General features: G+C 63.2%; 16 protein-coding genes and 2 pseudogenes. 11 read left to right on the forward strand and 7 right to left on the reverse strand.

The window, feature by feature from the left end; translation table 11 throughout:
- Window positions 1-61 precede the first annotated feature (61 nt).
- From AC0V8S_RS20855 to AC0V8S_RS20870, 4 genes are read left to right on the forward strand one after another with little or no spacing between them, the layout of a single operon-like run.
- Window positions 62-1,249, forward strand: a complete 1,188-nt coding sequence (locus tag AC0V8S_RS20855; RefSeq protein WP_183459973.1) for an ABC transporter permease — start codon at window positions 62-64, stop codon at window positions 1,247-1,249.
- 3 nt (window positions 1,250-1,252) lie between these two features.
- Entirely contained in the window at window positions 1,253-2,062 is an 810-nt protein-coding gene (locus AC0V8S_RS20860) for an ABC transporter ATP-binding protein (protein ID WP_183459971.1), read from the forward strand.
- Window positions 2,063-2,076: 14 nt separating this feature from the next.
- A complete protein-coding gene (locus AC0V8S_RS20865; RefSeq protein ID WP_475433080.1) occupies window positions 2,077-3,450 on the forward strand; it encodes an MlaD family protein in 1,374 nt (457 codons plus the stop codon).
- 37 nt (window positions 3,451-3,487) lie between these two features.
- Complete coding sequence (locus AC0V8S_RS20870; protein ID WP_475433082.1) at window positions 3,488-4,138, forward strand: ABC-type transport auxiliary lipoprotein family protein; 651 nt, start codon at window positions 3,488-3,490, stop codon at window positions 4,136-4,138.
- A 113-nt stretch (window positions 4,139-4,251) separates the two neighbouring features.
- Here the strand turns inward: AC0V8S_RS20870 and AC0V8S_RS20875 are convergent.
- The 3 genes and pseudogenes from AC0V8S_RS20875 to AC0V8S_RS20885 all read right to left on the reverse strand — a co-directional run bounded on the left by AC0V8S_RS20875 (window position 4,252) and on the right by AC0V8S_RS20885 (window position 12,702).
- Window positions 4,252-5,197, reverse strand: a protein-coding gene (locus tag AC0V8S_RS20875) for an IS630 family transposase (RefSeq protein WP_183458765.1) whose coding sequence is annotated in 2 segments (ribosomal slippage) — window positions 4,252-4,857 and window positions 4,859-5,197 — 945 coding nt in all. Because the reading frame shifts where the segments join, the coding sequence is not laid out codon by codon here.
- Between the two features lie 122 nt (window positions 5,198-5,319).
- The gene (locus tag AC0V8S_RS20880; protein WP_475433085.1) at window positions 5,320-5,934 is read right to left on the reverse strand and encodes a 3'-5' exonuclease; all 615 of its coding nucleotides are present in this window, start codon (window positions 5,932-5,934) and stop codon (window positions 5,320-5,322) included.
- Between the two features lie 171 nt (window positions 5,935-6,105).
- Window positions 6,106-12,702: pseudogene (locus AC0V8S_RS20885) on the reverse strand (kinesin).
- A gap of 271 nt (window positions 12,703-12,973) precedes the next feature.
- Between AC0V8S_RS20885 and AC0V8S_RS20890 the strand changes: the two are divergent.
- From AC0V8S_RS20890 to AC0V8S_RS20900, 3 genes are all read left to right on the forward strand, one after another.
- On the forward strand, window positions 12,974-13,342 hold the full coding sequence (locus tag AC0V8S_RS20890; protein ID WP_095200060.1) for an Hpt domain-containing protein: 369 nt from the start codon (window positions 12,974-12,976) through the stop codon (window positions 13,340-13,342).
- Between the two features lie 96 nt (window positions 13,343-13,438).
- On the forward strand, window positions 13,439-13,759 hold the full coding sequence (locus AC0V8S_RS20895; RefSeq protein WP_183459963.1) for a 2Fe-2S iron-sulfur cluster-binding protein: 321 nt from the start codon (window positions 13,439-13,441) through the stop codon (window positions 13,757-13,759).
- Window positions 13,760-13,981: 222 nt separating this feature from the next.
- Window positions 13,982-15,013, forward strand: a complete 1,032-nt coding sequence (locus AC0V8S_RS20900) for an NAD(P)/FAD-dependent oxidoreductase (protein ID WP_475433088.1) — start codon at window positions 13,982-13,984, stop codon at window positions 15,011-15,013.
- 9 nt (window positions 15,014-15,022) lie between these two features.
- Here AC0V8S_RS20900 and AC0V8S_RS20905 read toward each other — a convergent pair whose 3' ends face one another.
- Complete coding sequence (locus AC0V8S_RS20905; RefSeq protein ID WP_475433090.1) at window positions 15,023-16,504, reverse strand: MDR family MFS transporter; 1,482 nt, start codon at window positions 16,502-16,504, stop codon at window positions 15,023-15,025.
- A 229-nt stretch (window positions 16,505-16,733) separates the two neighbouring features.
- Window positions 16,734-17,357: a DUF922 domain-containing Zn-dependent protease gene (locus tag AC0V8S_RS20910; RefSeq protein ID WP_475433092.1), complete on the reverse strand. Its 624-nt coding sequence runs from the start codon at window positions 17,355-17,357 to the stop codon at window positions 16,734-16,736.
- A 230-nt stretch (window positions 17,358-17,587) separates the two neighbouring features.
- Between AC0V8S_RS20910 and folP the strand changes: the two genes are divergently transcribed.
- From folP to folK, 3 genes are read left to right on the forward strand one after another with little or no spacing between them, the layout of a single operon-like run.
- Entirely contained in the window at window positions 17,588-18,439 is an 852-nt protein-coding gene (folP, locus tag AC0V8S_RS20915; RefSeq protein WP_475433094.1) for a dihydropteroate synthase, read from the forward strand.
- 3 nt (window positions 18,440-18,442) lie between these two features.
- On the forward strand, window positions 18,443-18,802 hold the full coding sequence (folB, locus tag AC0V8S_RS20920; protein ID WP_010909658.1) for a dihydroneopterin aldolase: 360 nt from the start codon (window positions 18,443-18,445) through the stop codon (window positions 18,800-18,802).
- The gene (gene folK, locus AC0V8S_RS20925) at window positions 18,786-19,298 is read left to right on the forward strand and encodes a 2-amino-4-hydroxy-6-hydroxymethyldihydropteridine diphosphokinase (RefSeq protein ID WP_475433096.1); all 513 of its coding nucleotides are present in this window, start codon (window positions 18,786-18,788) and stop codon (window positions 19,296-19,298) included. The genes folB and folK overlap by 17 nt, the downstream gene beginning before the upstream one ends.
- 35 nt (window positions 19,299-19,333) lie before the next feature.
- Here folK and AC0V8S_RS20930 read toward each other — a convergent pair whose 3' ends face one another.
- Together AC0V8S_RS20930 and AC0V8S_RS20935 are read right to left on the reverse strand one after the other, a co-directional pair.
- On the reverse strand, window positions 19,334-19,879 hold the full coding sequence (locus AC0V8S_RS20930; protein ID WP_183459953.1) for a DUF924 family protein: 546 nt from the start codon (window positions 19,877-19,879) through the stop codon (window positions 19,334-19,336).
- Window positions 19,880-19,894: 15 nt separating this feature from the next.
- Window positions 19,895-21,729, reverse strand: a pseudogene (locus AC0V8S_RS20935) (monovalent cation:proton antiporter-2 (CPA2) family protein).
- 160 nt (window positions 21,730-21,889) lie between these two features.
- Between AC0V8S_RS20935 and AC0V8S_RS20940 the strand changes: the two are divergent.
- Complete coding sequence (locus AC0V8S_RS20940) at window positions 21,890-22,879, forward strand: AraC family transcriptional regulator (RefSeq protein WP_183465308.1); 990 nt, start codon at window positions 21,890-21,892, stop codon at window positions 22,877-22,879.
- The last annotated feature ends 39 nt before the right edge of the window (window positions 22,880-22,918 follow it).

Here is a 22,918-nt window from a genome sequence, read left to right on the forward strand (position 1 = left end):
TGTGCGAGAAGGGTCGTCGGCAAATCGACAAGGTCGGACCCATCAGGCTAAACAGGACGCCATGTTGACCATCGGCAAGCGCGACGCAAGCGGCACCACCGCCTCGGAGGCTGACCACCAACCGCACGTGGCGGTCGGCGAGGAGGGCGGCGTGCTCGGCTGCGCGTTTTCCGGAATCTGGACGACACGGACCGTCGCGCTGATCGACGCCGACATGCGCAAAATCGAGAAACGAAGCGGCTTCAAGACCTTGGCGCTGGATCTTTCGCATATCGAGAAAATCGACACAGCCGGAGCGTGGCTGATCGATCGGCTGGTCAGCGTTTTCGAAAAGAAGAACGTCGAGGTCCGTCTGCAAGGCCAAAGCGAGATCGCGTCCATCCTGCTCGACGCCGTCAGCGAGGCCGTCCGGCGCGAACCCGAATCCGGCCCGGCCCGGCCACCCAACATCGTCATTCGGGCTCTGGAGGCGGTAGGCCGGCGCGTCTACGAGATGCGCGACGACTTCCTTGCTTCCATGAACATCCTTGGCGCCACCATCCGCGGCGCGCAGATGAAGCTCGGGCGGGGCCACGGCGTCAACCCGGCGGCGATCTTCAACCAGATCGACCGCATGGGCGTCGGCGCCATTCCGGTGGTGGTGCTGATGTCGGCGATCGTCGGCGCCATCGTTGCCCAGCAAGGCGCCTACCAGCTCAGCTATTTCGGTGCCGACCTCCTTGTCGTTGACCTGGTCGGCGTGCTGATCCTGCGCGAACTCGGCGTGCTGATGACGGCAATCATGATTGCGGGCCGCTCCGGCAGCGCGATCACCGCCGAGATCGGCTCGATGAAGATGCGCGAGGAGGTCGACGCGCTGAAGGTCATCGGCCTCAACCCGATCGGCGTTCTGGTGTTTCCACGCCTGGTCGCGCTTGTCATCGCGTTGCCTTGCCTGACCATCATCGCCAATTTCGCGGCACTTGGGGGCGGTATGGCCGCCGCCTGGCTTTATTCCGGCATCACACCAGCGGCGTTTATCGACCGACTGCGCGTCGCCATCGATCTCAGCACCATTTTTGCCGGCCTGATCAAGGCGCCTTTCATGGCCATGATCATCGGCACGATCGCCTCTGTCGAAGGTATGAAGGTCGGCGGCAGCGCCGAATCGCTCGGCCAGCACGTGACAGCCTCGGTGGTGAAGTCGATCTTCGTCGTCATCATCCTGGATGGGCTTTTCGCCATATTCTACGCAGCGATCGCGTTCTGACAGATGGCGAAGGGCGATGGCATCAAAATGAAGGAAGTGGACGAGAACGAAATCGTCCTTTCGGTGCGCGACGTCACCGTTGCTATCGACGGAAAGCTGATCCTCGACAAACTTTCGCTCGATATCAGACGCGGCGAGATCCTGGGCTTTGTCGGCGCCTCGGGCGCGGGCAAATCGGTGCTTTTGCGTACCATCCTTGGCCTGCTGCGCAAGCAATCCGGAACGATCAAGTTGTTCGGCGTCGATGTCGATAAAGCGAGCGACATGGAACGCCTTCGCATCGACATGCGGCTTGGCGTGCTGTTCCAGCATGGCGCGCTGTTTTCTGCCCTGACCGTGCAGGAAAACGTCCAGGTGCCGATGCGCGAATATCTCGACCTGCCCAGGAAGCTGATGGACGAGCTGGCGCTGCTCAAGATCGAACTGGTCGGCCTGCCGCCGGATGCGGCGCAAAAATTTCCCTCCGAGCTGTCGGGCGGCATGATCAAACGCGCCGCATTGGCACGCGCGCTGGCGCTCGATCCGGACATCGTCTTTCTCGACGAACCGACGTCCGGCCTCGATCCGATCAGCGCGGCGGAGTTCGACGAACTGGTGGTCAAGCTGCGGGACACCATGGATTTGACCGTCTATATGGTCACGCATGACCTCGATACGCTGTTTACCGCATGCGACCACGTGGCGGTGCTGGGCAAGAAGAAAGTATTGGTCGAGGGCACCATCGACGACATGCTGAAGAGCGAGGAACCGTGGGTAAAGTCCTATTTCCGCGGAAAACGCGCCCGGCAACTTGATCTTGCCGCACGTGCATAGCCATAAGTGAAGCCATGGAAACCAGAGCCAACTACGTCATTGTCGGCATTTTCACGCTGGTTGCGATCCTGGCGGCGTTCGCCTTCGTCTACTGGACGGCGGCGATCGGTGACAGGGGCGAGACCGCGTTGCTGCGCGTGCGTATTCCGGGTTCGGCTTCCGGCCTCGGCCCCGGCAGTTTGGTGCTGTTCAACGGCGTCAAGGTCGGTGTGGTCAAGCGCGTCTATCTCGACCTCGACAATCCGACTGTGGCCATCGCCGACGCCGAAATCGACCGGCTGACCCCGATCACCAAGTCGACGCAGGCCGATCTCGGCCTTGCCAACCTCACCGGCCAGGCCAACATCGAACTCAAGGGCGCTGACCCCAAGGAGGTCAAGCTGCTCGACCAGGCCGAGAAGGAAGGCAAGGTCGCGGAGATCATCGCCAACCCCTCCGCCGTGACCAATCTGCTGCAGACGGCGCAGAACATCTTCACCCGTGCCGACAAGGTGCTGACCGAACTCGAGGGCTTCACCAAGGATGTTCGCGGGCCACTGACGCAGACCGTGCAGAATGTGCAGACGTTCTCCGATGCGCTGGCCAAGAATTCCGACGGCATCGACAAGTTCCTGTCCAGTGTCAGTGCGCTGTCCGATGAGCTGAAAGGCTTGTCCGGCAAGCTCGACGGCACGCTGAAGGCCGCAGAAGGGATTCTCACCGCGGTCGACAGGGACAAGATCAAGAGCATCGTTGCCAATGTCGATACGGTGACCGCGAACCTCAAGCAGACGTCGCAACAACTCGACGGCGTGATCAAGAATGTCGACACCGCGGTCGGATCGGTCAATGATTTCGCCAAGCAGACGCAAGGCACGCTGGCCAAGGTCGATGGCGTGCTCGACGGTGTTGATCCGGCACAAGTGCGTGCGGCCTTGGCCAACATCCAGCAGGCCAGCGAAAACGCCAACAAGGCTGCTGCCGACATCGCCAAGGTGACCGACAAATTCGCCAGCCGGGCCGACGATATCGACCAGACGATCAAGGACGCCAAGCAGCTGGCGCAGCGGCTCAACGATGCCTCGGTGCGCGTCGACGGCATCCTCGCCAAGGTCGATACCTTGCTTGGATCGGGGCAGGCCGATGGCGTGATGGCCGACGCCAGGGATACGCTGAAGTCGTTCAAGCAGGTTGCCGATACGCTGAATGCGCGGCTTGGCGTCATCACCGACAATCTGGCGCGCTTCTCGGGCCAGGGTCTGTCGAATGTCGAGGCGCTGGTGCAGGACAGCCGCCGCTCGATCAGCCGCATCGAGGAGGCGGTCACCGATCTCAGCCGCAACCCGCAGCGCATTCTTTCGGGTGGCGACGGCGAGGTTCGGCAATTCGATGGCAGGGCGCGGCGTTGACTTCGGCGTCGGCGCGCCCCAAGAACATGACCTGCGGATGCGGGTTGATCTTACGATCCGGGGACAACGGGGATCGCGCGTGAAGTCGGTGTGGGTGAGAACGGTTGGATTGACACCGGCTGCGGCGTTGCTTGCGCTATCGCTTGCCGGCTGTGCGGTACTGGGCGGCAAGCCTGCGCCGCTCGATACGTTTGAGCTGTCGGCGCCTTCGGTCGACGCGCATGGTCATAGCCGCAAGCAAATCCTGATCGCCCAGCCCTCGGCGCTCAAGGCGCTGGACAGCCAGAACATCGTCATCAAGCCGTCGGACCGCTCGATCCAGTATCTGAAGGGCGCGCAATGGGCCGACCGCCTGCCGCTGATCGTACAGGCGCGGCTGGCCGAGACCTTCCAGCGCTCGGGCAGCTTTGCCGGTGTCGGCAAGCCGGGCGAGGGCCTGGCGATCGACTATCAGATCATAGTCGAGGTCCGTTCCTTCGAGGTCAGGGTCGATGGCGGCGAGCATGCCGAGGTCGACCTGTTCGTGCGCATCCTCAACGACCGCAACGGCGAGGTGCGGGCGTCCAAGAGCTTCACGGCATCCGCACCCGTTTCGGGCAGTGGCAACCCTGCCTATGTCGGCGCGCTCGACAGCGCGTTTGGGGATGCCGCCAAGCAGATCGTTCGCTGGACCGATTCGGTGATCTGAGCGTCAGGCGCGCCTGATGCACCGACACTTCCAGCCCAGAGCAATTCCAGCAAAAGTGTGAGCGGTTTTGCGTCCGGAATTGCGTCAAAACAAAGAGTTAGAGCGGTTCGCATTTAGGTTGACTTGTATCCGGCGCTTTCGATGTAGTTGTTACATTCATTTGAGGTGACGACGTCGAGGGTGCTGGCGATGGCGCTGTGTACGGCCTGGATGCTTCGCTTGGCGGCACGTCGCATGCAGTGCTTGAGCTTGGCGAAGAGCTTCTCGATTGGATTGAGATCTGGACTGTAAGGCGGCAGGAAGAAGAGCCGCGCACCGGCGGCCCTGACGATGTCGCGGACGGCTTGGCCCTTGTGAGATCCGAGATTGTCGAGAATGACGATGTCACCCGGCTTCAGGGTCTTGATGAGTTCGGTTTCGACATAGACACGGAAGGCCTGCGCATTGATGGGTCCGTCAATGACCCAAGGCGCCTCTACCCGATCATGCCGCAGTGCGGCGATGAAGGTCATCGTCTTCCAATGACCATATGGCGCGTGAGCCATCAGCCGCTTGCCGCGCACACCCCAGCCGCGCAACGGCGCCATGTTGGTCTTGACCCACGTTTCATCCAGGAAGACCAGGCGCGTTGGGTCAATGCGGGTCTGATAGCGCATCCATTGCGTCCGCCGACGCATCAGCTTTGGCTTGAGTTGCTCAGCCGGCAGAACGGTTTTTTTTAAAACTCTTGCCCTCGCGATGCAGGAAGCGACCGACGCTGGCAGGGTGGATGATGAGACCCCGGTCAGCCAGTGCGGCCGTCAATTCATGAAGCGTTATGTTGGCATCCCGCTCGACCTCGCTCAGGACGAAGGCACGATGCTCCCCGTCAATCAGATAGGGTCGATGACCGCCCATCTTGCCGGGTGCCGCACTGCCCAGCCGACGCTTGCGCGCCGCCCACTTGATCACGCTCGAAACTGCCACCTTCAGTGCCGCGGCCACCTCTCGGCTCGTCTCGCCTTCTTCAAGGCGAGCCAACGCCCGTTCCCGCAAATCCATCGAATAAGGCTTGGCCATCTGTCCCGACCTCCAACGGTCAGAACATCGAATCTGATTTGCTCAGTCTTGGGAATCCCGATTCAGACAAAACGCGAACCGCTCTAGAGCAATTCGCCGTTTCCGTGAAACGGTGAAATGCTCTAAAGGCGGTCGAATACATCCGGCCGCAGCTTTCCGGTCTTCAACAGGTGCTGCAATGTGTAGGTCACGGAGAGCGCATCGTCGAGCGCGTCGTGTCCCTGCAATGGCGGGTGGTCGACGCCATAATAGTCCGCAAGCCTGTTGCTCGGCGTCCTCGCCAGATCCTCGATCGGCATCCCGGCCGCGATCAGCAGCTTTACGGCATTGTCAAACCGGGTGGCCGGGATGGAAGGCTGAATGCCCGCGACATAGCAGCTGATGGCGATCATGTTCAGCTCGTCCTTGCCCCAGGACCAGAACCGCGCGCCATCGGAAAACCAGTCGACCTGGGCAAGGGCTTCTCCCAGCGCGACCCCTTCGGTCTCGATGTTTTCCTCGGTGATGCCGGTCAGTTTGATGAAGAACGGGTCGAGTTCGTATCTCTGGCCAAACCGGTCGATCGGCCTGATATAGGCCTTGTGTGTGCCGAGCAGGGGAAAGTCGTCTTCGAGACCAAGCCTGACCGCACCAATCTGAGCAATGACCGGATCGGGATCGTGGGCTGCGCACCAGAATCTGCGTTGCGAACCCTCAAGGCAGAGAAATTCGCAGTCGAATATGATGGCCGTCTTCACGGTCAGAACCCCTTGCATTGAGGGTTAGGGCAGTCGTTTCGCCTTCGCGCTGTCGGGCTTTGGCTTTGGCGAGCGCATCCGGGCCGCAACAGCCAGTTGGGATGGGCTCTACGTGCACCGGAGATTTAGGCAGAAACAGGCGGGGCGATGGCCCCGCCTGTTAATTTCGGCTCAGTGCAACCGCCCGCTGGCGTGGGCCAGCATGGTGTAGACCTTGCCGGTATCCGACGTCAGGTAGGTCTGCGCCATGATGTTGTCGCGGTCGTTGCGCGAGACATCCTTGAGCAGCTTTTCGAAGTCGTCGCAGTAACGGTCGACGGCGGCGCGGAACTCGGCCTCTCCCTGATACTTGCGGCGGATTTCGTCGAAGGTCTGCTGACCCTTCAGCGTGTAGAGCCGGCGCGTGAACACGTCCCGCTCGCCGCGCCGATAGCGGTTCCACAGCTCGATCGAGGCATCGTGGTCGATCGCCCGCGCAATATCGACGGACAGCGAGTTCAGTGATTCCACAACATGCAGCGGCGAGCGCTGGGCAGGGGCCGCGCGCGGTGCTTCCGCGGGCGCCGAAGGTGGTGCTGCCGGCCTGAGATCCGCATCGTTCGATGCCGCGGTCAGGAGATCACGCACCCAGCCGCCCTGCGGCGTGCGAGCGCCGGCGTCAGGACGCTGGCGCGGTGCCGTCTCGGCCGGACGCTCGAGATCGAGCGTGCCGCGAAGTGCTGCGCCGCCCAGCGGCGCCTGAGGCGTGCGAAGCTCCGGCTGCGGTGCCGGCGCGCGACGCGGCGGCTCGGCAGGACGTGCCGCCGGCGCTTGCGGCGCCGGGCGCAGCGGGCGTGGCTCAGCGGCATCGCCGCCGCCGCGACCGGACTTCGCAACGATGTCCGAAAGTTCCTTCAGGGCGTTGATCTGCTCCGAAACGGCGCGGCGGATGGCGGAGGTCGATTCCTTTGCCTCTTCCGGCATCTCGATGACGCCCTTCTTGAGCTCGGCGCGGGTCAGGTCGAGTTCGCTCTTGATCGAGCTCGCGGTGCGCCGCATCTCATCGGTGGCATCGGCGAAGCGCTTGGTGGCGGAATCGACGACATCGGTGATGGCGTTGCGGATCTTGTCGGCCGATTCCATCGTCTTGCCTTCGGCATTCTGCAGCGTCTGGCCGACGAGGTTCTCGAACGAGCGCATGACCCTTTCGAGATCTTCCGACTTCTTGACCAGGCCGACGGCGAGATCTTCGAGCGACGACTGCCTTTCCAGCGTGTGTTCGAGGTTGCTCTGGGCCGAGCTCAACAGGTCCGAGGCGCTGGCCAGCAGACGGCTGTGTTCATCGAACTTGGTGGCGATCGAGGCCACTTCGCGCAAGGTCGACGAAGACAGTTCCGTCAGCCTCGTGGTGTTCGAATCGACCAGACGCGCCGAGCTGGCGAAGGTCTGAGCCGCCTTTTCGGTGGTGGCCGCGAAGCTCTGCGTGCTGCCGGTCAGGCGTTCGTCGACCTGGCCGAGGTTGACCGCGGCCTGCTCGATCAGCTGGCCGAGCTGCGAGCTGGAGTTGGTCATGCGGCCGATCAGATCGGCAACGCTGTCCGACAGCGACGAGCGGGCGCCTTCGACCGCCGACAAGGTCTCGGCGGTGCGGCTGGCGAGCGCGTTGACCAAGGCTGCATTTTCGCTGCGCAACTTCTCCGTGGCGCGTTCGGTGACCTCTTCCATGCTCTTTTGCAGTTCCGAGCCGCCCTGGGCAAAACGCTCGACCAGCGGCCGCGCGGTCTCGTCGAGGATTTTAGACATTTCGGCGGAGCGCGCCGCGAGCATGGTGTTGAGTTCGCGGGTGTTGGCGCCGATCGTCTTGGCGGCATCGTTGGTGCTCTGGCCGATATGCTGGCCAACAGCGGTGAAGGTCTCGGCGATCACATTGGCGCGCGAGACGAGCTGCGCCTCGGCGCTCGACACCTGCTCGTTGAGCCTCTGGCCCATCGTCTCGGTGGTGAAGGCGAGGCGGTTCTCGACGCTGGCGATCTGCTCCTCGACACGGGCGGCCGCGGCCGCCGCGCTCGTTGCAAGACGCTCGTCGGCACCGGCAAGTGCCTGCTCGATTTCGCGGGCATGCACGGCCATCTCCTGGCCGGTCTGGCGGGCACGGTCGGCGACCCTCTGCTCGGTGCTGGCGAAAGCGCCGACGATGGTCTGCGCATGCTCGCCGATCGTCGACGAGCTGTCGGCGATGCGCGCGACCAGGCGCTGGTCGGCCTCGTCGAAGATGCGGCCGATTTCCGAAGCACGGCTGGACAGCGCATCCGAGCCTTCGGCGATACGCGAGACCAATTGCTGATCGGCGGCATCGAAGATGCGGCCAAGGTCCGACGCGCGGGCGGCCAGCGCCTCGGCCGATTCGCCGATGCGCACGCCGAGCCGCTGGTCGGCGCTTTCGAAGTTGCGCAGGATGTCGCCGGCGCGGGCGGCCAGCGACTGTGCCGTCTCGACGGCGCGGGCAACCAGTTTCTGGTCGGCCGCATCAAAGGCCCCGGCGATCTCGTTTGCACGGGCGGCGAGATGATCCGCGGTATCCTGAGCGCGGGCGGCCAATTGATCGGTGGTTGCCTGGGCACGGGCGGCGAGCTTCTGGTCCGCCATGTCGAAGGTACCGGCGATCTCGCCGGCGCGGGCGGCCAGCTGATCGGCGGTTTCATGGGCACGGGCCAGCAGCGAGCTGGAGGTGTCGTCGGCACGGGCGAGCAAGGCGTTCGACGTATCTTCCGCACGGGCGTGCAGGCGACGGTCGGCTTCCTCGAAGGTGCGGGCGATGTCTTCGGCCCGCGCCAGAAGGGCGGCGGACGTCTGCTCTGCGCGCTCGGCGATCTTGCGATCGGCGTCACTGAATGCCGCGCCAGCCTGCTCATGCAGCGTGCTGGTGACCTCCAGGACCTTTTCGCGCAAGGCGCCGGCGACGAAGACCGCGCTCTTCTCGAGCACGCTGCGGACATTGTCGACGCCGGTCGAGAGCGCGCGCTCCATGGTTCCGGCGCGTTCCTCGATGATGCCGGTCTGGCGGCTGAACGCCTGCTCGATCTTGTCCACATCGGCGGCGATCGCGGCCGAAATGTCGGTGCTCCGGGCAGCGATCTGATCGATGTGGCCGGACAGCGAACGGTCGACATCCTTGCGGGTCTCGGCGAGCTTGCCGAGATCGTCTTCCAGCGCGCGGCTCAGCATGTTGCGGCCTTCGGCGAGCTTGCCGACGTGGCCGGCGATGATACCGTCGATATCGCCGCGGCTTTCGGTCAGCATCTGCAGGTCGGCTTCGAGGGCGCGCTTGAGAATGTCGCGGCCTTCGGCCAGCTTCTCCACCTGGCCGGCGACGAGGCCGTCGATGCTGGAGCGGCTTTCGGCGAGTTTGGCGAGATCGGCTTCCAGGGCGCGTTTGAGTACGTCGCGGCCTTCGGCCAGTTTCTCAACCTGGCCGGCCACCAGGCCGTCGATGCTGGAGCGGCTCTCGGCCAACTTGGCAAGATCGTCCTCGAGGGCCTTCGACAGAGTAGAACGATCCTGGACGAGCCTTTCCGCATGGCTGTTCACCAGGCCGCTGACGCTCTCAAGGTCGGCTTCCAGAGCTTGTGCGAACTGCGCGCGGTCGTCGACAAGCTTTTGCGACTGGTCGGCAACTGCACCTCTGATCGTGTTGAGGTCGGCTTCCAAAGCCCGCTTGAGGATATCTCGGCCTTCGGCGAGCTTCTCGACCTGGCCGGAAACCAGCCCGTCAATGCTCGACCGGCTTTCGGCCAGCTTGGCGAGGTCGTCTTCCAATGCCTTGGAAAGTGTCGAGCGGTCCTGCACGAGTCTTCGGCGTGGCTGTTCACCAACCCGCTGACGTTTCCGAGGTCGACTTCCAATGCTTTCGACAGTGTCGAACGGTCTTGAACAAGTCGCTCAGAGTGGCTGTTGACCAACCCGTTGACCGTCTCGAGATCGGCTTCGAGCGCCTGGGCGAACTGCGCGCGGTCGTCGACCAGCTTCTGCGACTGGTCGGCAACGGTGCTCCTGATCGTGTTGAGGTCGGCTTCCAGGGCGCGCTTGAGGATGTCGCGGCCTTCGGCCAGTTTTTCCACCTGGCCGGCGACGAGGCCGTCGATGCTGGAGCGGCTGTCGGCCAGCTTGGCGAGATCGTCCTCGAGAGCCTTCGACAGGGTCGAACGATCCTGAACCAGCCTGTTCATGTGGTCGGCGATGACGCTGTTCACATTCTGCAGGTCGGCTTCCAGAACCCGCGAAAGCTGTCCGCGGTCCTCCGCCAGTTTTTCCGACTGGCTCGAAATGACACCCTTGATGGTGTTGAGGTCGGATTCCAGGGCGCGCTTGAGAATGTCGCGGCCCTCGGCCAGCTTCTCGACCTGGCCGGCGACGAGGCCGTCGATGCTCGATCGGCTTTCGGCGAGCTTGGCAAGGTCGGCTTCGAGCGTCTGCGACAGCAGGCTGCGGTCGTTGGCAAGCCGTCCCGAATGATCGTCGAGCAGGCCCCTGATGCCCGAGAGGTCGTCCTCGAGAGAACGGCCGAGCAGGCTGCGGTCTTCGGCCAGCTTTGTCGAATGGGTCTCGATCAGGCTCTTGATGCCGGCGATATCGTTCTCCAAGGCCTTGGCGAGCACCGCACGGCCCTCGGCGATCTTTTCGACCTGGCCGGCGACCAGACCGTCGATGCTGGCGCGGCTGTCGGACAGTTTGCCAAGATCTGCTTCCAGGGCGCGTGACAGGATGTTGCGGCCTTCAGCGAGTTTTCCAACGTGACCGGCGACCATTTCATCAATGATCGTACGAGCTTGTACGAGTTTCCCAGAGTCTTCGTTGAGAGCCAGCGCGAGCCGGTTGCGGCCGTCTTCCAGCCTTTCGAGGTGGCTGCCCAGCGACGCGTCGATGGCAGCACGCGGATTCATTGACCTTGCGCAGATCCTCTTCGAGGGCGCGCGCGATCAGGTTGCGGCCTTCGGCCAGCTTCTGCACCTGGTTGGTCACCGCGGCATCGATGCCGGCGCGGCCTTCGGCGAATTTTTCCAGATCCGCCTGCATGGCGGCGGCCATGCGTTCGCGGCTTTCGGAGAGCTTGCGGCTGTGGTTTTCGACGGCTTCCTCGATGCCGACACGGGCGTCGGCAAGCCGCTGGATGTCGCTGTCGAAGGAACGCGAGACGACATGACGCGCCGCTTCCATGCGCCCGGCAAAGTCGCTGGCGCGGGCTTCCAGCATGCTCGACGTCGAGGTGACGATGTCGGCCATGTCGGCGCCGATCTGGATCTTGCCTTGATCGATCATCGCGGCCAGCGTGTCCTTGCTCTCGGCGAAGGTGTGGGCGATTTCGCGGGCGCGCTCGACCAGCGTTTCGTTGATCTGGCGGGCGCGGGCCTCGAGCGCCGCGTTGAGCTTCTGCGTGCCGGTGTCCAGCGCCTCGGCGCGGGTCTGGAACTCGCTGATCAGCGCCTGGCCGCGTTCGGCGAGTGTGCGTTCGATGCCGTTGAGGCTGGCTTCGAATTCCGAATTGAGGGCGCGCGCGGCGCCACCCAGCAGCGACACCATGCCGGTGGTGCGATCGTCGAGCAGATCGGTCAGCGACCGGGTCAGGCCGTCCGTCGTATCGGTCAGCTTGGCAATGCGCGTGTCGAGCAGGCTGGCGAAGGCCTCGCCAGAGGTCGAAAGCCTGTCGGTGATACGATCGAGCCGGCCTTCCACCGAATCGAAGATCGACATCGAGCTTTCATTGATGCGGTCGATCAGCGTGTCGCCGGAATTGGTGATCGTCATCGACAGCTTGGTCGAGGCGTTGAGGATCGAGTCGCGGATGATGTCGCTGGCAGCGCCGATTTCATCCCTGAGCGTCTCATGCGCACCCGAAATCGAGGCGCGGACCCGCTCGGCATGGGTGACGACCGCCTCGCGCTCGCTGCCGAGCCCGTCGACCAGCGAACGGATGCGGGTTTCGTTTTCCGAATAGGAGCGTTCGATCTGGTTGACTTCGCTGTGGACCAGCGTTTCCAGCTCGACGGCACGGGCAAGCGTGCGTTCGATGCCTTCGCCCATGGCCGCCACCTCGCGGCGAACGGCCTGGCCGATCATCATGACGCGATCCTGCGCCATGTTTTCCGGCTCGGTCAGGCGGAAGGCCACTTCCGTCATCGACTGGGCGGCAATGCGCATGTCCTGGGCGCGGCGAATCATCGCCGCGAAGGCCCAGAACAGGATGATCGGTACGATCGCCGCGATGGCGAGGCCAATCAGCTCGGGCCGGGCAAGGAACTGGTCGAGTGTGCGGATCCGCCAGATGCTCGGTCCGAACAGCAAGTTGGCGAGCCCGCCGGCGCCCGCGATCCAGGCGAGCGAGACAAAGGCAACGATCCAGTAGACCGTGTTGGAGGCGCGCCTGTTGAGGCTGTGCAGGAGTGTCTTGTAATCTTTCTGACGATCGTCATTGGCCGGTGCAAAGCCCGCGGGCTGCGTGCCATTGCCATTGCGTGTCTCGACGGGGCGCAGTTCGGCGGGCTTGGCCTTTGGCGCGGACTGATTGGCAATGGGGGCCTGATTGGCGGCGGGGGCCGGCTTCTGGCTGCGTCCCTCGCGGGCCAGTTCGTCGGCGGCTTGAGATATCTGCGCCTCCAGATCTTCCATCGAAGCCGCGATATCGAGATCGCCGCTACCGACATCGCTGCTGAGGTCGAGATCGAGCGCTTTTTCCAGTTCCCTGGCCACGTCGCTGTCGAGATTTCTCGTCGTCGTCGTTGGTTTCTTTGCCATGCCTTCGCTACCCTGTACTAGCTGCCGCGGGCTTATAATTGTCTTTTGTCGTACCCCGCGCAGGAGGCTGAAAATGGACCCTCGTATCGTAATGACACAGGGGGGTAAAGAAAACATGCATTCCGCGAGATACGTAAAACTTTAAATATAAGGTTAACGGAAGCGTGATTTGGGCGCCGTTTTCGCAACATTTTTCCCGGCCATTCATTAACCCGTTGTCCATTGGATTCGCCTAGTTTTTCAGGCGACCGAAGAAACGGAGTTCGAGTTCATGCGTGGCGAAAGCGGCATTGCCTTCTCAATGCCCGGGGGCGACGTATCGGGAACCAGACAGTCCCGACCGGTCGATTTGGCACACCTTGCCCGGCAGACGATGGGCGACCGCGCCCTCGAGCAGGAGGTGCTGGCGCTGTTTGTACAGCAGGCGTTGTCGGTACGCGACAAAATAGTCGATGCCGATCTCAAGGATCGGCTCCTGCTGGCGCATGGTTTGAAGGGGTCGGCTCGCGGCGTCGGCGCCTTCGCCATCGCCGATTGCGCCACCGAGATCGAGCGGAGCCCGGAAGACGGCCAGACGCTCAAGCGGCTTGGCAAGCTGATCGACGAAGTGCGCGATTTCATCGCCGCCATCAATCGCTGACCCGGTTTGTGGAAAAACGTCACCGAGCGGCGCTTTCGCGCGGCAGTTGACTTGTCTGCGGGAGTGATTATCTCGGCGGAAACTCTCAGGTGACAAATGACCAAACTGACCTTCATCGCCCATGACGGCACTCATTTCGACGTGGATGCCGAAAACGGCTCGACGGTCATGGAAAACGCCATCCGCCACGCCGTGCCGGGGATCGAGGCGGAGTGCGGCGGCGCTTGCGCCTGCGCGACCTGCCATGTCTATGTCGATGAGGCTTGGACAGCGGAAGTCGGCGAGCCGGAGGCGATGGAAGAGGACATGCTGGACTTCGCCTACGACGTCCAGCCGAACTCGCGGCTGTCCTGCCAGATCAAGGTGCGCGACGCGCTCGACGGCCTGGTGGTGCGGGTGCCGGAGCGCCAGGGCTAAGGCGTGTTGATATTCAGGTGATGCCGGCCTGCAACGGCAGGCTTCCTGCGTTCACGTACGGAAATACGCTCCGCTCCGGTTCTCGGTATCAGCCATTTTCGGCTCGGCCTGACCTGAATCTCAACACGCCTTCGGCCGACGTTCCAATTTCTTTGACATTGGCTGCTTGGCAGCAGGCCACGGCTCATGCAGTCTCGCCCCATTCCCAAGGGGACACATCGCATGACCGAAACAATCAAGACAGACGCCCTCATTGTCGGGGCAGGGCCTGTCGGCCTGTTCGCCGTGTTCGAGCTCGGCCTGCTCGACATGAAGTGCCACCTGATCGACATTCTCGACAAACCCGGCGGCCAATGCGCGGAACTCTATCCGGAAAAGCCGATCTACGACATTCCCGGCTGGCCTTCGATCTCGGCGCAAGGGTTGGTCGACAAGCTGCTCGAGCAAATCCATCCGTTCAAGCCGGACTTCACCTACAACCGCATGGTCTCCAGCCTCGAGAAACTGGAGGACGGCAGCTTTCGCGTCACCACCGACGAGAACGAGGTGTTCGAGGCCAAGGTGGTGGTGATCGCCGCCGGCGGCGGCTCGTTCCAGCCTAAGCGCCCGCCGATCCCGGGCATCGAGCCCTATGAGGGCAAGAGCGTCTTCTATTCGGTGCGCCGGATGGAGGATTTTCGCGGCCACGACCTTGTCATTGTCGGCGGCGGCGACTCGGCGCTCGACTGGACGCTGAACCTGCAGCCGGTGGCAAAGAGCGTGACGCTGGTCCATCGGCGCCCCGAATTCCGCGCGGCCCCCGACAGCGTCAACAAAATGTATGCCATGCAGGAGATGAAGCAGCTGGAATTCAGGGTCGGCCAGGTGACCGGGCTCACCGGGGCCGACGGCCAGCTGTCATCGGCCACCATCAAGGGTGGCCCGGACGGCGATATCGAAGTGCCATGCACGCGCATGCTGCCCTTCTTCGGCCTGACCATGAAGCTCGGACCGATCGCGGAATGGGGGCTCAATCTCCACGAAAACCTGATCCCGGTCGACACCGAGAAGTTCCAGACATCGGTGCCCGGCATTTTCGCGGTCGGCGACATCAACTCGTATCCAGGCAAGCTGAAGCTGATCCTGTCAGGCTTCCACGAAGTGGCGCTGATGGCGCAGGCGGCCAAGCGCATCATCAGCCCCGGCGAGCGGATCGTGTTCCAGTACACGACCTCGTCGACCAGCCTGCAGAAGAAGCTCGGCGTGGTGGGGTAAGAAGCGCTTCTATTCTGCGAGAACGGGCGCGACCGCCTCGTCGCGGCCACGCAGCGCCTTTTCCGGCATCAACATCATTGCGACAAGCCCCAGCATCAGCGTGATGCCGGCGGTGATGAAGATCATCACGAACGGCAACGCTGATGTCAGCTGAATATGCGTCTGCGAGCCCTCGGCGGAGAGCGGCAGACCATAGCCGAGCGCGACGGCGCCGAGCAGGGCGACGCCCAGCGCGCCACCCAGCGTCCGCAGGAAGGTCAGCACGCCGGTCGCAACCCCGAGATGGGCTCGGTCGACGGCATTCTGGACAGAGACGGTCGCGACCGGGAATGTCGTTCCACCGCCCAAGCCGATCAGGGTGGTCAGGATCTCGACCTCGAGCAGCGAGGCGTGTTCCGCAATGGCACTGAGCACGCCGATGCTGGCAATGGCCAGAGTGATGCCGATCATGGCGATACGCTTGTAGTGCACGAAGCGGGGGATGAGGCGGCCGCTGGAAGCGGCACCGGCGACCGTGCCGAGCAAAAGGCCGAGCATGGCTATTCCCGATTCGCTGACGGAGAGCCCGATGACGGTCTGCAGATAGACCGGCAGGTAGACCGAAGCGCCGATATTCGCCGCCTGCAGCAGGAACATCGAAAGCGCACCGGCGAGCACGATCGGGTTGCTCAACACCTCAAGCGAGATCAACGGCTCGGCGGCCCTTAGCAGCCTCAGGGCGAACAAGACCCAGAACACGGCAGAACAGGCCACCAGCCCGAGGATTTCGCGCGAGAACCACGGATAGGTGCTGCCGCCCCAGTTGAGCGCCAGAAGCAGAAGTGCGGTGGCGATGACCAAAAGTACTGCGCCCAATCCGTCGATGCGGTGATGTTTGGCTGCAATCGGCAGCTTCTTCAGCGGCTTGTTGATGATCGCCATGGCCAGAAGCCCAAGCGGAATGTTGATCCAGAAGATCAGCGACCAGTGCAGATGTTGCGCGAAGGTGCCTCCCAGCAGTGGCCCGGCAATGCTGGCGACGGCCCAGGTGCCGGAGACCCAGGCAGCATAGCGTGCGCGTTCGCGCGGCGGCACGAGGTCACCGATGACGGTTTGCGCCAGCGCAAACAGACCGCCGCCGCCGGCACCCTGGATCGCGCGCCCTATCACCAGCACGAACATATTGGGGGCCATGGCGCTCACCACCGATCCGACGAGGAAGATGAGGATCGCCGCGTAAACGGTCGGGCGACGGCCATAGACGTCGGAAATCTTGCCGTAGAGTGGTGCCACGGCGGTCGCGGTCAGGAGATAGCCGGTGACCATCCAGGGCAGATACTCAGCGTGGCCGAGCGCACGCGCGATGGTCGGCATGGCCGGCGCGATGATGGTCTGGTCGAGCGCCGCCAGCAGCATGGACAAAAGCACGCCGCCGATGATGGCGTTCTTCTCGCTTTCGGTCAGCGGTGTGGCGGCAGCCGCCATGGTCTGCTTGTCGGCAGCCTGGTCCATAGTCTTCGTCCATGTGCTTTGCGCGCTGTCCGGTCACCGATTGGGCTTGCCTGGTGTGTCCGTCGCGCGATCGGTCGTGGTGCCCGTTCCTCGAGGGTTGTGCCCTGCCAACCCGTGATATGGCGTTTCGTATAGGTCGATTTCGACTGCCGTTCGAAAATTTTCGAAGCTGGCACTACGCTTCGGCCCGGTTGGCTTGCATCGGCGCCATTGCGGGCGTCGACGAAATTCAGCCCGGTGGCGGCAGCTGGCCGTTTTCGATGCGCTGGATGCGATAGTGCATCAGCCGCAGGATACGGCTTTCGAAATTGACGCTTTCGACGCGATCGAACTGCACCTGGGCGCGGTCGTGCCTGGCGAGGATGGCGGCGGTGATTTCGGCCGCCTTGGCCTTGGCCGCCCCGCAATCCTTTTGCGGATAGGTCGCCTTCAGCGCGTCTTCCAGTACGCGCGCATGGTTCTTGGCGATCTCGACATGGCGTTCCTCGTGGCGCTTGATGTCGGCCGCCAGCGTATCCCAGAACACCCGCACATCCGGGTCCGCCTTGCGCGGACGGCGCCATTCCGGAAGGATCACCTTGACCTTGACGGTCACGACCGCGTCGGCGATCCGGCAGGAGCCTGCCTGCTTGGCGTAGCTGATACGGGTGGTGAAGGCCATCTGGGTGGCGCCGGGGTGGCGCGAGCCCGTGCTTTTGACCTGCGGCCCATGTGTGGAGAGCTGCTTCTCGATGTCCTCGAGCGTGCTGCCGCCAATGGAAAAATAGCTGTATGTTTTCACCAGATTGGCCGCGCCCGCCGGGACGGCGGTCACGGCAAGCAGCAGCGCGCAAAGCAGGGATCGTTTCATCATATTGCCTCTTTACCCACCTTGCTTTACGGCCGTTGCCGACGCAACGGAATTGATCCCTTACGGATCACACATCGTTGATGAGCACACATCGTTGATGAGCATAGAGTCGGATGATTTCAGGTGGAATCGACCTGAAATCTGAATCCGCCTCTAAATCAAAGGAGTAGAGCATGATGTCGTCCGAAAACCGCTTCACACTTTTCGGCATCATGCTCTAAGGTTGATGAGCAATGACGGCGAGGCGATGGCAGCTTGCGCATGGACGCCATCTCGAGCTTGGCGGCAAGGCCGTGGTCGTCGGCATTCTCAACGTCACCCCGGACAGCTTTTCCGACGGTGGCCTGTTCGATGCGCCCGAAGCGGCGCTGAGCCAGGCGCGCCGCATGATCGGGGAGGGGGCCCAGATCATCGACGTCGGCGGAGAATCGACCCGGCCGGGCGCCGCCACCCTATCGGCCAGCGAGGAACAGGCGCGTGTCTTGCCCGTGATCGAGGCGCTGGCGAGCGCCAGTGAGGTGTTGGTTTCGGTCGACACCTATCGTGCCGAAACCGCTCGGCTGGCGGTGGCTGCCGGCGCGCATATCGTCAACGATGTCTGGGGCCTGCAGCGCGAGCCCGATATTGCGCGGGTCGCCGCCGAAACCGGCGCCGGGCTCATCATCATGCATACTGGGCGGGATCGCGAGAAGCTGCCCGACGTGATCGCCGACCAGTTTGCGTTCCTGGAAAAATCGCTGGAGATCGCCCGCCGCAACGGCATTGCGGACGATCGCATCGTGCTTGACCCGGGCTTCGGCTTCGCCAAGGAGACGGCGCAGGAAAATCTCGACCTGATGGCACGGTTTTCCGAGCTCCATGCGCTCGGCTTTCCGCTGATGGCCGGCACCTCGCGAAAACGCTTCATCGGCACCGTCACCGGCCGCGATGCGTCCGACCGCGCCGCCGGGACGGCGGCGACCAGCGTCATTCTCAGGCTCAAGGGCGCGCATCTGTTTCGCGTCCATGATGTCGCAATCAACGTGGACGCGCTGGCCGTGGCGGATGCTATGCTGGCGCGTGAAACCGCCGCATCGGGACGCTGAGCCATGTATGTCATCCGCCTGAAGAACTGCGCCTTCTTTGCCCGGCATGGCGTGCTCGACGAGGAGGAGGCGCTCGGCCAGCGTTTCTATGTAGACGCGGTGCTGTCGGTCGAACCCGGGCGCGCGCTTGTCGACGACGCCATCGAGGAAACCGTCAACTACGGCATAGCCTTCACGGTGATCGAGAAGATCATCACCGGCGAACGGCGCTTCCTGATCGAGGCTCTGGCCATGGAAGTGGCAAAGGCGCTGACGGAGCGGTTTCCGCAGATCAGGAGGGCCGAAATCACCGTGCGCAAGCCGAACGCGCCGGTGCCTGGCGTGCTTGATTATGTCGAGGTGACCGTTGTCTGGCCCGAGTAACACCGTCTACCTCAGCCTTGGCGGCAATCTGGGCGATCCAGCTGCCTCGATGGCCTCGGCGCTGCGCATTCTCGATGCCGATGCGGACACGCGCGTCGCCGCCGTCTCCTCGCTCTACCGCACGCCGCCCTGGGGCAAGCTCGATCAGCCGGATTTCCTCAACGTCGCCGCCGAATTGTCGACGCGGCTGTCGCCACGGGCACTGCTCGACCTCTGCCTCGACGCCGAGCGGAAGCTGAAGCGTGTGCGCGAGGAACGCTGGGGGCCGCGCCTGATCGATATCGACATTCTGGTGTTCGGTGACCGCGTCATCCATGAGACCGGGCTGGAAGTGCCGCATCCGCGCATGCTGGAGCGCGCCTTCGTACTGGCGCCGCTGGCCGAGATCGCGCCGAACCTGGCCGTTGGTGGGCGAAGCGTGTCGGAGCGATTGGCTGCGGTCGACTCATCAGGCATCGAACGCCTGCGGTCCGGCCGGGATTGGTGGCTGATCTGAGCTCTCTATCAGGTGGTCGCTGGCCGTCATAGCGATCAGCCGGAGAATCCGCCTCCGTCGAGAAATGCCTGCTCCTGCGGTGTCGTTTCGCGGCCAAGCATCCTGTTGCGGTGCGGAAAGCGGCCGAAGCGTCGGATGATGTCGCGATGCTCCAGTGCGTATTTCAGGTTGAACTCGGCCCTGGCGGTGTGCAGTTCGACCGAAATGTCCTGGTCGGCAAGGTTTTCCGAATGTTCGAACGGCAGGTACAGGAAGACGCGGAGTTCCGGTTCCAGCGCCAGATCATGCCCTGATGTGACCGCCTTTTGAGCGAAATGCTTCGCCAGCGGGTCGGTGGCGCACATATGGCCGGTGCCGCGAAAGCAATTGCGCGGAAACTGGTCGAGCAGGATCATCAGCGCCAGCGAGCCTTCGGCGTGCTCCGACCAGGCGTCGCATTCGCGCCGCGCGGCGGCATAGTGCAGATCGAGAAAGCGGTCGCGAAAAGCGGCATCGAAAGCCTCGTTCTTCTCGAACCATGCATCCTCGCCGGCGTCACGCCAGAATTTGGTGACCGACAGGGCCCTGCTGTCCAATTCCATGCATGGTTCCTTCGTTCAATCGGCCGTTTCGGATTTGTGCAGAACGCCGGCCGTCTCTTCATTGAGGGCCTTACCAGGGCGGCGCGGCGTAGAGAGCGGTGTCGGAATAGGCGTGCCGATGTTGCCTCGCAGGAAGCGCTGGCCGGCGCGGATGCCTTCGGCGAGCTGGGTTTCGAAACGGTCGGTGTCGCGGCGCCTGACGTCCTCGATCGTCTCGGCGACGTCTTCAGGATCGACGCCGAGCGATTCCAGCGCCGAGCCACCGAAAACCAGCGCCGATTCGAAGGTCTCGCGCAGCTGATAGTCGACGCCGACGCGGATGAGTTGCAGAGCGGTGCCGCGATCGAAGGCGCGCGCCAGCACGGTAAGCAAGGGAAACTCAGCCTTGATGAGCTCGGCGATGCGAACGGCGGCATCGGCCTTGTCGACGCAGATCAGCACGGCGCGCGCCTGGCCCGCGCCTGCGGCGCGCAGGATGTCGAGCCGCGTGCCGTCGCCATAATAGACCTTGAAGCCGAAATCGGCGGCCGCCTGGATCATCTCGACATCGTTGTCGATGATCGACACGTCGATGCCGCGCAGCAGCAGCGGCTGGCTGGCGATCTGGCCGAAGCGGCCGAAGCCGATGACCAGCACACTGCCGGTCAGGCCGTCGGCGACATCGACCCGTCGAGCGACTGCTCGTCGCGCGGGGTGACATAGCGCAAGGCGATGATCGCCAGCGGCGTCAGCACCATGGAGATGATGACGATTGCCGTCAGCGTCGCGTTGGCCTGGCTGTCGATGATGCCGACGGCAGCGGCTGCGGAGTAGAGGACGAAGGCGAATTCACCGCCCTGCGCCATGAAGACCGCGCGTTCCAGCGCTTCGCGATGGCCTGTTTTGAGGATGCGGGCGACGATGTAGATGCCGAGCGCCTTCATCACCATGTAGGCGACGACATAGATGGCGATCAGCTTCCAGTTCGCGACCACCACATGCAGGTCGAGCGACATGCCGACCGCAAGGAAGAACAGGCCGAGCAGGATGCCGCGGAACGGCTCGATGTCGGCTTCCAACTGATGACGGAAGGTCGATTCGGACAGAAGAACGCCGGCCAGGAACGCGCCCATCGCCATCGACAGGCCGCTGAGCTGCATGACGAGCGCCGATCCAAGCACCACCAGAAGCGCCGCGGCCGTCATCACCTCACGGGCACGGGCATCCGCCAGGATGCGGAAGAAGGGGTTGAGCAGATAGCGTCCGGCCAGCACCAGTCCGACGATCGCTGCAAGCCCGATGCCGACCTCGATCAGCCTTTCCGACAGGCTGGTGTCGGCGCCGCCCGGCGCCAGGAACGCGATCAGGGCCAGCAGCGGCACGATGGCCAGATCTTCCAGCAGCAGGATGGAAACGATGCGCTGGCCCTTCGGCGAGGCGATTTCGCCACGTTCCTCGAGAAGCTGCATGACGATCGCCGTCGAGGTCAGCACGAAACCGGCGCCGGCGACGAAGGATTGCGAGACTGGAAAGCCTCCGGCCACACCGACACCGGTCAGCAGAACCGCGCAGACGCCGACCTGCAGCGCGCCGAGCCCGAAAATCTCCCGGCGCAGGCCCCGAAGACGCGACGGCTGCATTTCCAGCCCGATGATGAACAGGAACATGACGACGCCGAGCTCGGCGACGTGGAGGATGGCCCCTGATTCGGAAAAGATACGAAGGCCAAACGGGCCGATCACCACGCCGGCGGCGAGATAGCCTAGGATCGAGCCGAGGCCCATGCGTTTGAAGATCGGAACGGCGACGACACCCGCGGCAAGCAGCGCCACCACCTGAATGAGATCGCTGCCCGACGCTTCCGCTGCCATGCCTCTTGTCCCTATGTCCGACAGCACTCCTTGCATGCAGTTGGAGCGGGAGGCAAGGGCGGGGAGCCTGCCAGGACGGGTAGGTGCCGTTGAAGCGTTTCCCCTGGTGGAACAACCGTCTCCGCTTGCCTGCCGGACGATCGGTGTCTATATCGGCGGGATGACTATCCATTCGTCCCGGCCGTCTCCGCCGTCCCATATTCCGATGGATGCGCTCAGCGAAGTCCTACAAGACTTTCGCTTGAGCGGCGTCAGTTATGGCCGCTGCGAGCTCCGACATCCTTGGAGCATAGAGTTTCCGCAACAATCGCTGCTTCGTTTTCACTTTGTCGGTCAGGGTCCTTGCTGGATCCATACCGAAGCGCAAGGCTGGCAGGAGTTGCGCGATGGCGATCTGGCGCTGCTGCCGCAAGGCATCGGCCATCGGCTGGCCAGCGCGCCGGACGTTGCAGGCGGCTCGCTCGATGATTGCCGGGTAACCAAGTTGGGGAGCAACGTCTGCGAAGTCGTACGGGAAGGCACGGGCGCGACAAGCACCCTTTTCTGCGGCTCAATGGCCTTAGGCACCTGTGCGTTAAACCCATTGATCACGCTGATGCCGCCTATCATCAAGGGTTGCGACGTGGCCGGCAATGACCCGGTGGTTGGTCCGTTGCTGGCGGCCATGACCGCGGAGGCCGCGCAACCGCAGATGGGCAGCGCCACCATCTTGTCGCGTATGGCGGACTTGCTGACGGCCCGGCTCATTCGCTGCTGGGTCAATTGTACGGGAGCTTCGACCACCGGTTGGCTCGCTGCCATCCGCGACCCCCATATTGGCCGCGCTCTGGCAGCCATGCACAGAGACCCCGGCCATAACTGGACGCTCGAAAGCCTCGCCAGCCTGGCAGGCCAATCGCGCTCGATTTTCGCCGAGCGCTTCAGCGCTATACTGGGAGAGGGTGCTGCACGCTATCTCGCCCGTTTGCGCATGCAGCTTGCCCGCGAGTTGTTGGGGCAAAACGGCTTGTCGGTGGCCGAGGTTGCTACCCGCTTGGGCTATGATTCCGAGGCGTCCTTCGCTCGCGCCTTCAAGCGCATCACCAATGTCTCGCCAGGCGTTGTGCGTCGCACAAATCCCGGACGAATAGACATGGATTTCGGATTTTGAGATACATATCATCCGAGAAGACTCGTTTATGAAGATCTC

The sequence above is a fragment of the Mesorhizobium oxytropidicola genome (genome assembly GCF_056174625.1).

Excerpts from the sequence above, each read along its gene's own strand:
- AC0V8S_RS20930 (WP_183459953.1), bottom strand. The coding sequence starts at position 19,879 with ATGGAATTGGACAGCAGGGCCCTGTCGGTCACCAAATTCTGGCGTGAC.
- folB (WP_010909658.1), top strand. The coding sequence starts at position 18,443 with ATGTATGTCATCCGCCTGAAGAACTGCGCCTTCTTTGCCCGGCATGGC.
- AC0V8S_RS20865 (WP_475433080.1), top strand. The coding sequence starts at position 2,077 with ATGGAAACCAGAGCCAACTACGTCATTGTCGGCATTTTCACGCTGGTT.
- AC0V8S_RS20910 (WP_475433092.1), bottom strand. The coding sequence starts at position 17,357 with ATGATGAAACGATCCCTGCTTTGCGCGCTGCTGCTTGCCGTGACCGCC.
- AC0V8S_RS20855 (WP_183459973.1), top strand. The coding sequence starts at position 62 with ATGTTGACCATCGGCAAGCGCGACGCAAGCGGCACCACCGCCTCGGAG.
- AC0V8S_RS20905 (WP_475433090.1), bottom strand. The coding sequence starts at position 16,504 with ATGGACCAGGCTGCCGACAAGCAGACCATGGCGGCTGCCGCCACACCG.
- AC0V8S_RS20900 (WP_475433088.1), top strand. The coding sequence starts at position 13,982 with ATGACCGAAACAATCAAGACAGACGCCCTCATTGTCGGGGCAGGGCCT.
- AC0V8S_RS20860 (WP_183459971.1), top strand. The coding sequence starts at position 1,253 with ATGGCGAAGGGCGATGGCATCAAAATGAAGGAAGTGGACGAGAACGAA.
- folP (WP_475433094.1), top strand. The coding sequence starts at position 17,588 with ATGACGGCGAGGCGATGGCAGCTTGCGCATGGACGCCATCTCGAGCTT.
- AC0V8S_RS20890 (WP_095200060.1), top strand. The coding sequence starts at position 12,974 with ATGCGTGGCGAAAGCGGCATTGCCTTCTCAATGCCCGGGGGCGACGTA.
- AC0V8S_RS20870 (WP_475433082.1), top strand. The coding sequence starts at position 3,488 with ATGCGGGTTGATCTTACGATCCGGGGACAACGGGGATCGCGCGTGAAG.
- AC0V8S_RS20895 (WP_183459963.1), top strand. The coding sequence starts at position 13,439 with ATGACCAAACTGACCTTCATCGCCCATGACGGCACTCATTTCGACGTG.
- AC0V8S_RS20940 (WP_183465308.1), top strand. The coding sequence starts at position 21,890 with ATGACTATCCATTCGTCCCGGCCGTCTCCGCCGTCCCATATTCCGATG.